The following is a 9,406-nucleotide window of genomic DNA, read 5'->3' as shown; positions in this document are numbered from 1 at the left end:
ATTCATCTAGTTGGCCGCACACATTATCAGCGAATTGCTTATCGCTATGGGGGGATACCACTTTGGACTGACGGGTATGATTTTAGCGAACCTGTCGGGTCGTTTTACAAATAGCCCTCGATTAAGGTCTTCATTTCCTGAGTGATGTGTTCCACCAGGCGACTTTTTGGGATCTGCGGCGGGAAAACGGCGAGATAGGCAATACTGATATCGGGCGTAAACGGTTTGAGAACGATATCGCTTTTGTGGCTGCGTGCGGTGATGAAATCGACCACACCTATGCCCAGGTTATTCCCCGCCATCACACAACAATTGTTCAGCGACGTTTCAATCGGGTTATTCATATATAAATCGAGGCGGCTCATCACCTGATCCAGCTGTTCACGCAGCGGCGTTTTTCGCCCGGGAATAATAGGGCGGTAACGCGTCAGGTCCATCGCGGTGACCACGTCCTGTTGGGCCAGCGGATGACGCGGCGACATCACGGCGACCGCATTCGCCCGTGCCAGCATCTCTGCTTCCAGTCCTTTCACGTCAGGCTTACCAAAAATAAACCCGACGTCGTACTGATTACTGGTCACCACATCAGTGATGTGCGTAGTACTTTCGATATCCAGAAACAGCGAGATGTCGTCAATACTCTCAATCAGTGGCGGCAGAATGTGTTCGGCGCAAAGCGCAGAAAGCGCCGCAACCGTACCGATGCGTAAAACACTGCCTTTTGAATGACGGATTTCATCAGCAATACGTGAAATATGTTCAAGCCCGAGGTACAAACGCTCGACTTCACGATACAACTTGATGGCATCGTCCCGTGGGATCAAGCCGCGTCCGTCCCGGTCAAACAGCTTCAGATCAACCGCATATTCGAAGTCGCGGATCAGGCGGCTCACCGCTGGCTGGGTGATGTTCATCATATTTGCGGCAGCGGTAATGCCGCCGGTAAGGATCACCTTGTGAAAAGCTTCAACCTGTCTGGGATTAATTTTCATAATACATCCTCAAGATCCATAACATTTGTTTATGGATGTAACACAAAATACAATTTTCAATTCAGAAGTCCACCCCCTAGACTCGGATTTAGGATCTGACACACATTGCCTGAAAATCTAAAATAATTAAGGGTTAAATGCATGAGAACGTCCGTTTTGGCAGGAGTGCTTTTCCCGGCACTGGCCACGCTTTTTGTTTCACAGACCGTACACGCGGCTGATCTTACTCTCGGTCTGGCTGCTTCTACCACTTCCATGGATCCACAATTTTACGTCGGCGGTGCCAACAGCGCGATGGCGCGTAATATTTTTGATGGTTTGGTGAATCAGGACGAAAAACAACAGATTACCCCTGCGCTTGCGGTGTCATGGAAAGTGATTAATGACACCACCTGGGAATTTGCCCTGCGTCCCGGCGTGAAATTCCACGATGGCAGTGAGTTCACGGCTAAAGATGTGATTGCCAGCGTGAAACGCGTGGCGCTGGCGTCAAAGAACAGCCCGAGCGCCTATACGCCGTACGTTAACGATATCGCTGAGGTCACCGAGATCAATCCTTTAACGGTGAGAATTACCACTAAAGCGCCGACACCGTTATTACTGAACAACTTAAGCCGTGTCGCCATCTTACCGGCGCGTCTGGAAACGGTCGGGTCACAAACCCTCAACGAAGGGAAAGACGTCACCGGTACCGGTCCGTTCAAATTTGTCAGCTGGACGCCGGACGATAACGTGGTGCTGGTGCGCAATGACCAGTACTGGGGCGGAAAAGCTCAGTGGGATAAAGTGACGTTACGTGTATTCAAAAACCCGAGCGCCCGCGTGGCTGCGTTGCGTTCCGGTGATGTTGACATGATCGAAAGTGTACCGACGGCAGACGGACGAAATCTGGGCAAACAAGCCAGCCTGCAGCTGGAATCCGTGGCCGGTAACCGTATTTTGTATTTACACCCGGATCAGGATCGTGATGTGTCGCCGTTTGCTAAAGGGCCGGACGGCAGCAATCCGCTGAAAAAGCGGGAAGTGCGCGAGGCGATGTCGCTGGCGATAAACCGTCAGGCGATAGTTGACCGTATCATGGACGGGCAGGGCGTACCCGCATCGCAGCTGGTGCCCAAAGGCTACTTAGGTTACACCCCGGCGATTGCCGCACCGGTCTATGACCCGGCGAAAGCGAAGCAATTGCTGACGCAGGCCGGTTATCCGGATGGCTTCACCCTGACCTTCCATGCGTCGAACGACCGTTATCCGAACGATTCTAAAATCGCGCAGGCGCTCGGCCAGATGTTCAGCCGTATCGGTATTAAAACTGACGTTGTCACTATGCCGGGCAGCGTATATTTCTCCCGCGCATCCAAACGCGATTTCAGCCTGATCATGGGCGGTGCAGCGATTGAAACCGGTGAAGCCTCCGGTGTGCTGGGACCGTTGCTCGAAACCTTCGGGCCGAACGGCGGACAGGGTAACCGCGGACGTTACTCGAACCCTGAGTTTGATAAAACACTGGTGCAGGCGCGGGAAACCCTCGACGACGGCCAGCGTGAAAAGTTACTGCAACATGCCACAGAGATTGCGATGAAGGACGAAGGCGTCATTCCGCTGCTGTTCCTCTCCTACACCTGGGCGATGAAAACACCTTATACCTACGTCGGCCGCTCCGACGGCTATACGTTGCCGTACTTTGTGCATGAGAAACACTAAATAAGCGCAAAGTACATACCAGACCAAGGCGGGAATAGAGCACCAACACCAGGGTTGTTCTAAGAAAAGAGAGAGAAGCTATGACTTCTTTTAGCGGTGTGTATCCCTATCTGGTTTCGCCGGTCACTGACGGCGGCCAGATAGATAAACCGGTGCTGACTGCGCTGGTTGAACATCTGATTACCAGTGGCGTGCAGGGTCTGACGCCACTTGGCAGTACAGGTGAGTTTGCCTATCTCAATGCAGAACAGCGCACTGAGATAGTGAAAACCGTTGTGGAAGCCGCCCGGGGGCGCGTTCCGGTCATTGCCGGTGTCGCCGCCACCACCATTCAGGACGCCGTAGCGCAAACCGCTCGCTACGTCGCTCTGGGTGTGGACGGTATTCTGGCGATCCTTGAGGCGTATTTCCCGGTGCCCGAACAGGGCGTCGAAAATTACTTTCGTGCCATCGCGACCGCAGCCGGAAAGCTGCCGGTCGTGCTGTACACCAATCCGCAGTTCCAGCGTTCTGATCTCAGCCTGCCGTTGATTGAGCGGCTGAGTCATGTGGAAAATATCAACTATATTAAAGATGCCTCGGCCAACACTGGTCGTTTGCTGTCGATTATTGAACGCACACAGGGGCGGATGCAGGTTTTTGCCGCCTCGGCACATATCCCGGCCTGCGTGATGCTGATTGGCGGCGTGGGCTGGATGGCAGGCCCGGCCTGTATTGTACCGAAACAAAGTCTGGCACTGTATGAAGCTGCGAAGCAGGGTGACTGGACAAAAGCGATGGCATTGCAGCGTCCGCTGTGGCGCATCAATGAAATCTTCGCCAAATATTCCCTCGCGGGGTGTATCAAAGCGGCGCTGCAATTACAGGGATTTGAGGTAGGCGATCCGTTGCCGCCACAGGTGCCGTTAAACGAGGCTGCGCGTCAGGAAATCGCGGATGTTTTGCGCTCTGTGGGGGCACTGTGAAAACCTTACCGGTGATCATTGACTGCGATCCGGGTATTGACGATGCTATCGCGCTGCTCAGTGCATTCGTCGCACCCCAGCTGGATATCCTCGGCATTTGCACAGTGTGTGGCAATCAGCCACTGGTGAATACTACCCGCAATGCGCTGCAAATTACCGAACTGGGTTACCGGGTGGATATCCCGGTGTTTGCCGGTTGTCATCAGCCGCTGCTGCGTGCGCCGATCCATGGCCAGTTTCACGGTGAAAATGGTCTGGGTAACACCGCCTTTCCCGCGCCGCAAAAACAGGCCGAATCCCTTCATGCTGTTAACTTTCTGATCAACCGTTGCGAACAGGCCATTGAAAATAATCAGCCACTGACACTGTGCGTGCTCGGGCCGCTGACCAACCTGGCAACAGCGCTGCGTATGAAACCTGAGATCACTGCCGGTATTAGCCGCGTGGTGCTGATGGGTGGGGCCTATCGCGAAGCCGGTAATCGTACCATGACCTCCGAATTCAATATGTTCGCCGATCCCCATGCTGCGCATATTGTGTTTTCCGCCGGGCTCAGCATCACCGTTTTACCGCTCGACGCCACGCACCAGGTGATTCTCACACCGGAACATGTGGCGAAGTTTATCAAAGTCTCCGGACGTCTCTCCGCTCCGTTGGGCGAACTGATGGCGTTCTGGGATCGCAACGATGTGCGCCGTTACGGGTCACGGGGCGGGCCGCTGCATGACCCGCTGGTGATTGCTTACGTTCTGGCGCCGGAACTGTTCGGTACCGAAAAAGCACGGGTGTTTGTCGAACACGAGAGCGAGTTGTGTATGGGGCAAACCGTCGCCGACTGGTACGGCAAGTCGGGGCTGACCCCCAATGTCGATATCGTCACGCGCGTGGACGCGACCAAAATCTTCGCGCTGTTTTACGAACTTCTTTCACGTTATGCCGGGAAATAAAATTATGAGCCAGCGCATCATTATAGATACCGATCCTGGCGTGGATGACGCCATCGCGTTGTGGCTGGCATTGGCCTCGCCGGAGCTGGACGTGCTCGGCGTGACCGTTGTCGCGGGTAATGTGGCGCTGAAAGACACCGTGCGTAACGCCTGCAAAATTGTCGCCTTGTCCGGCAAAACCGCTACGCCCGTTTTCGCCGGTGCGCCCGGTCCGCTGGTACGCGAACAGGTTTACGGCAAGTACGCGCATATCGGCGCGTTTAACGATGAACTGGTGCCGGACACCGGCCTGCAACCGCGGGCTGAACACGCCGTGGATTTTCTGGTGCGTACCTTAAGACAGGCTGCCGAAGATAATGACCCGATTTCGTTGTGCGTGATTGGCCCGATGACTAATATCGCGCTGGCGCTCGGCATGCATCCGGATGTCGCACGCGGCATCAAACAGATCGTCACCATGAGTTGTGCCTTTACCGCCCTCGGCCATCGCGTGCCATGGGCCGAATTTAACGTCTATGCCGATCCGCATGCGGCTGAAAAAGTATTTAACAGCGGCGTACCGCTGATCATCATGCCACTCGATATGACCTTTCAGGCGCTGATCGGTGCAGAGGATATCGGGGCATTAAAACAGGATGGCGGCCTGCCGGGAGAATCCGTTGCTGCGTTACTGAATGCGTTTGACCGTAGTGATCTCAGTCGTTTTGGTCGCGAAGGCGGGCCGGTGCATGACGCCACCACTGTCGCGTGGTTATTGCAACCCGGCTTGTTTGAAGGCCAGCCCGCCCGCGTGGGTGTGGCGGTTTCCGGTCATACTGCCGGCTATACTTACGCGGATTTCTGGAACAAACTGGCGACGCCTGCGAATGCGGTGGTCATGCAGACGGTCGATGAGTCCGGTTTCTTTAGCCTGATACGCCGGGTATTTTCCCGTTACGGCGATTCATCCGGCGAAATGTGCGCATGAACCGTTACCTGCTCGGGCGTTTCGGACAAACGTTGCTGACGCTGTTCGTGATGTCATTGCTGGTTTTCTGGGGTGTGTATCTGGTGGGTAACCCCGTCGATTTGCTGATCAGTACCACGGCCACGCCCGCTGAACGCCTCAGTGTGATCCAGTCTTTTGGCCTCGATAAACCGGTGTGGGAGCAATATGGCCTGTTTGTGGTCAATGCCCTGCATGGCGACATGGGTAACTCATTCATTTACAACCAGCCGGCACTGCACCTGATTTTTCAGCGTATGCCCGCAACACTCGAACTGGCGCTGGTGGCCTTTGTTCTGGCGCTGGTGATTGGCATTCCGCTCGGCGTCTACGCCGGTTTGCATCCTGACGGAGGGTTATCGAAATCAGTCATGGCTGTCTCGATTTTAGGTTTCAGCCTGCCGACGTTCTGGATTGGTCTGATGATGATCATGTTGTTCAGCGTCAAACTTGGCGTACTTCCCGCCTCCGGGCGCGGTGCGACGGTGGATGTTTTCGGCGTTCCTGTCAGCCTCTTTACCGCCGACGGTCTGGCACATCTGATTCTGCCCGCCTTCAATCTGGCACTGTTTAAAATTTCGCTGGTTATTCGTCTGACCCGCGCGGGGGTGCTTGAGTGCCTGCAACAGGACTTCATCCGTTTTGCCCGCGCCAAAGGCTTATCGGAAAGCCGCATTGTGTTGGTTCATGTGTTGAAAAATACGCTGATCCCGCTGATTACCGTCATCGGACTGGAGCTGGGGTCGCTGATTGCTTTTGCCGTGGTCACCGAAACCATTTATGCCTGGCCGGGCATGGGTAAACTGATTATTGATTCTATTGCCGTGCTCGACAGGCCTGTGATCCTGGCGTATCTGATGATCACCGTGGTGATGTTCAGCCTGATCAACCTGCTGGTGGATGTGCTGTATGTGCTGGTGGATCCGCGTGTGCGGCTGGGGGGCGGCAACTGATGGTGTCTGATTCCGTACATTCTCGCTCAGCCGTTCAGGGCAAAACGTCCCCGGCATTTTACAACACCGTGCGTGCGTTGCTGCGCAATAAATTCTCCTTATGTGGCCTGATCATTTTAGGTATCGCCATTCTGCTGGCGGTGCTGGCACCCTGGTTCTCGCCACAAAATCCGTATGATCTGTCGCAGCTTGATATCATGGATGGCCGCCTGAGCCCGGGTTCATCCAGCCTGAATGGCATGATCTACTGGCTCGGTACCGACGATCAGGGGCGCGATTTGCTGAGCGCCATTTTGTACGGCACGCGAACCAGCCTGCTGGTGGGGGTCTCCAGTGCGGTAATTGCGCTGACCATTGGCGCAACATTGGGACTTATCAGCGCTTACGCTGGCGGCAAAACGGATGCACTGATCATGCGTATTGTTGATATCCAGCTGAGCTTTCCGCCGATCCTGATTGCGTTGATTTTGCTGGCAGTGCTTGGGCAGGGCGTCGATAAAATTATTCTTGCGCTGGTGGTCACGCAATGGGCCTATTACGCACGTACCCTTCGCGGTTCGGCACTGCTGGAACGTCGCCGCAGTTACGTGGATGCCGCGCGCAGTATGGCGCTTTCCCGTCCGCGCATTCTGTTTCGCCATATTTTACCTAACTGCCTGCCGCCGCTGATTGTCGTGGCAACCATGCGGATTGCTTACGCCATCATGCTTGAGGCCACATTGTCGTTTCTTGGCATTGGTTTGCCCGTTACCGAGCCTTCGCTCGGTCTGCTGATTGCCAACGGTTTTGATTACCTGATGTCCGGCGATTACTGGATAAGTTTTTTCCCCGGCATCACGTTGCTGGTGCTGATTGTCGCCATCAACTTAATCGGTGACGCCTTACGCGATATCCTCAACCCACGGAATAAGGAGTGATGATGCAGACCCCGGTTTTACAGGTCGATAATCTTAATACCGCATTTTCCGTGGGTGGCGAATGGCTGAATGTGGTGCGTGACCTTTCGTTCTCCATTGGCCCGAAAGAAACACTGGCGCTGGTGGGAGAATCCGGTTCTGGTAAAAGCGTGACGGCGATGTCAGTTATGCGCTTACTGGACGAAAAACAGACCCGTTATTCCGGCAGTATTCAGTTTGATGGTCGGGAATTGCTCAGCCTTAACCGTGCGCAGATGCAAAGCATCCGCGGCAACCACATTGGTATGATTTTTCAGGAGCCGATGACCAGCCTGAATCCGGTACTGAAAATCGGTGTGCAAATTACCGAAGTGCTGAAGCGACATCGCGGTATGGACGATGCTGCCGCGCGTGCCGAAGCTGTCCGTTTGCTTGAGAAAGTGCGCATCCCGGCAGCCGCCTCGCGGATGAATGAATATCCGCTGAGTTTTTCCGGTGGCATGCGTCAGCGCGTGGTCATCGCCATCGCGCTGGCCTGCAATCCGCGTTTGCTGATTGCGGATGAACCCACGACCGCACTGGATGTGACCATTCAGGCGCAAATTCTGGCGCTGATCAAATCCTTGCAGGAGGAAGAGGGCATGTCTGTTCTGTTCATCACCCACGATATGGGCGTGGTGGCGGAAGTGGCGGATCGCACGCTGGTGATGCACCGTGGCGAAGCCGCAGAACAGGCAACCACGCGGGAAATCTTCCATCACTCCAAACATCCTTACACGCGTGCGCTGTTGTCGGCGGTGCCACGGCTGGGGGCGATGCATGGCATAGCGTTGCCGAAACGCTTCCCGCTGACTGACATGCAGACCGGCGAACCGCTGCCGGTGGCGGTGTCTGTCGATACGCTGCGCCGCGGTCAGCCAGTGCTGGAGGTTAAAAACCTCGTGACACGTTTTGATGTGAAATCCGGTCTGTTGCGCCGCGTATCTGCCCGCATACATGCGGTGGAAGATATCTCATTCAGTCTGCAACCGGGCGAAACTCTCTCACTGGTCGGTGAATCCGGCTGCGGCAAATCCACCACCGGACGCACAATTTTACGTCTCACCGAAGCGACTTCCGGTGATGTGCTGATCTGCGGACAGGATATCCGCCGGGCAGACAACGCGCGGCTGGCTGAAATCCGTACCCAGGCGCAGATGATTTTTCAGGATCCGTACGAAAGCCTTAACCCGAGAATGCGCATTGGCCAGGCGATTGCCGAACCGATGATAAGCCTCGGTTTGCACGATGCCGCCAGCGCTAAACACCGCGTGGCGCAACTGCTGGAGCAGGTCGGATTACAAAGCAATATGGCGATGCGTTTTCCTCATCAGTTTTCGGGCGGACAGCGCCAGCGTATCTGCATTGCACGCGCGCTGGCGCTCGAGCCGAAAATGATTATCGCCGATGAAGCGGTGTCCGCGCTGGATGTGTCAGTTAAAGCGCAGGTCATTAACCTGATGCTCGATCTGCAACAGGCGCTCGGGCTGGCGTATCTGTTTATCTCGCATGACATGGCGGTGGTCGAGCGGATCAGCCATCGCGTGGCGGTAATGTATCTGGGTGAAATCGTTGAAATCGGTTCGCGGGCGGATATTTTCGAAAATCCGCAGCATCTTTATACCCGCAAACTACTGGCCGCCGTACCGGTGCCCGACCCGGATGTTCACCACACACGCACCGTGGTACCGGAAGAAATTGCCAGCCCTCTGCGCGCTGCTACTTATCAGCCGCCGGTGCGCCATTACCGCGAAGTCAGCAACGGACATTTCGTGCAGCTTTAACGGTGCCTTTCACCTGGATTTTCCTTTCTCTTCCCTCCTGACCCTCCCGACATTCCATTAGTGGGATTTAAAAATGGGAATCGATGCCACTTTAAGCAATTGCAGGCAAAAAATGCTTTTTTTTTCTGGGATTATGGACTGCGC

Annotated in this window: 8 protein-coding genes; 7 read left to right on the top strand and 1 reads right to left on the bottom strand. The window is 55.0% G+C overall.

Going from position 1 to position 9,406, the window contains the following annotated elements; translation table 11 throughout:
• Positions 1 to 104: 104 nt before the first annotated feature.
• Positions 105 to 992, bottom strand: a complete 888-nt coding sequence (locus tag J1785_RS07120; protein ID WP_129953391.1) for a LysR family transcriptional regulator — start codon at positions 990 to 992, stop codon at positions 105 to 107.
• 141 nt (positions 993 to 1,133) lie between these two features.
• Between J1785_RS07120 and J1785_RS07115 the strand changes: the two genes are divergently transcribed.
• From J1785_RS07115 to J1785_RS07085, 7 genes are all read left to right on the top strand, one after another.
• A complete protein-coding gene (locus tag J1785_RS07115; RefSeq protein WP_129953392.1) occupies positions 1,134 to 2,693 on the top strand; it encodes an ABC transporter substrate-binding protein in 1,560 nt (519 codons plus the stop codon).
• Between the two features lie 80 nt (positions 2,694 to 2,773).
• The gene (locus J1785_RS07110; protein WP_129953393.1) at positions 2,774 to 3,658 is read left to right on the top strand and encodes a dihydrodipicolinate synthase family protein; all 885 of its coding nucleotides are present in this window, start codon (positions 2,774 to 2,776) and stop codon (positions 3,656 to 3,658) included.
• Positions 3,655 to 4,605, top strand: a complete 951-nt coding sequence (locus J1785_RS07105; RefSeq protein WP_129953394.1) for a nucleoside hydrolase — start codon at positions 3,655 to 3,657, stop codon at positions 4,603 to 4,605. Before J1785_RS07110 ends, J1785_RS07105 begins: the two co-directional genes overlap by 4 nt.
• 4 nt (positions 4,606 to 4,609) lie before the next feature.
• Complete coding sequence (locus J1785_RS07100) at positions 4,610 to 5,572, top strand: nucleoside hydrolase (RefSeq protein WP_217138777.1); 963 nt, start codon at positions 4,610 to 4,612, stop codon at positions 5,570 to 5,572.
• Positions 5,569 to 6,543, top strand: coding sequence for an ABC transporter permease (locus tag J1785_RS07095; protein ID WP_129953396.1), 975 nt, complete (start codon positions 5,569 to 5,571; stop codon positions 6,541 to 6,543). Before J1785_RS07100 ends, J1785_RS07095 begins: the two co-directional genes overlap by 4 nt.
• Positions 6,543 to 7,460 (top strand): ABC transporter permease, encoded by a 918-nt coding sequence (locus tag J1785_RS07090; RefSeq protein ID WP_217219117.1) that lies wholly within the window; start codon positions 6,543 to 6,545, stop codon positions 7,458 to 7,460. Before J1785_RS07095 ends, J1785_RS07090 begins: the two co-directional genes overlap by 1 nt.
• 2 nt (positions 7,461 to 7,462) lie before the next feature.
• Positions 7,463 to 9,262 carry an ABC transporter ATP-binding protein gene (locus tag J1785_RS07085; RefSeq protein ID WP_217219118.1) on the top strand — a complete coding sequence of 600 codons (1,800 nt, stop codon included), beginning with the start codon at positions 7,463 to 7,465 and terminating at the stop codon, positions 9,260 to 9,262.
• The last annotated feature ends 144 nt before the right edge of the window (positions 9,263 to 9,406 follow it).

This window comes from Rahnella perminowiae, from assembly GCF_019049755.1.
GTDB classification, from domain to species: Bacteria; Pseudomonadota; Gammaproteobacteria; order Enterobacterales; family Enterobacteriaceae; genus Rahnella; species Rahnella perminowiae.
This window is presented reverse-complemented; position numbering and strand designations above follow the sequence as displayed.

Bases quoted from the DNA above. Each gene is read 5' to 3' on its own strand.
- J1785_RS07090 (WP_217219117.1), top strand. From the start codon at position 6,543: ATGGTGTCTGATTCCGTACATTCTCGCTCAGCCGTTCAGGGCAAAACG.
- J1785_RS07085 (WP_217219118.1), top strand. From the start codon at position 7,463: ATGCAGACCCCGGTTTTACAGGTCGATAATCTTAATACCGCATTTTCC.
- J1785_RS07095 (WP_129953396.1), top strand. From the start codon at position 5,569: ATGAACCGTTACCTGCTCGGGCGTTTCGGACAAACGTTGCTGACGCTG.
- J1785_RS07120 (WP_129953391.1), bottom strand. From the start codon at position 992: ATGAAAATTAATCCCAGACAGGTTGAAGCTTTTCACAAGGTGATCCTT.
- J1785_RS07110 (WP_129953393.1), top strand. From the start codon at position 2,774: ATGACTTCTTTTAGCGGTGTGTATCCCTATCTGGTTTCGCCGGTCACT.
- J1785_RS07100 (WP_217138777.1), top strand. From the start codon at position 4,610: ATGAGCCAGCGCATCATTATAGATACCGATCCTGGCGTGGATGACGCC.
- J1785_RS07115 (WP_129953392.1), top strand. From the start codon at position 1,134: ATGAGAACGTCCGTTTTGGCAGGAGTGCTTTTCCCGGCACTGGCCACG.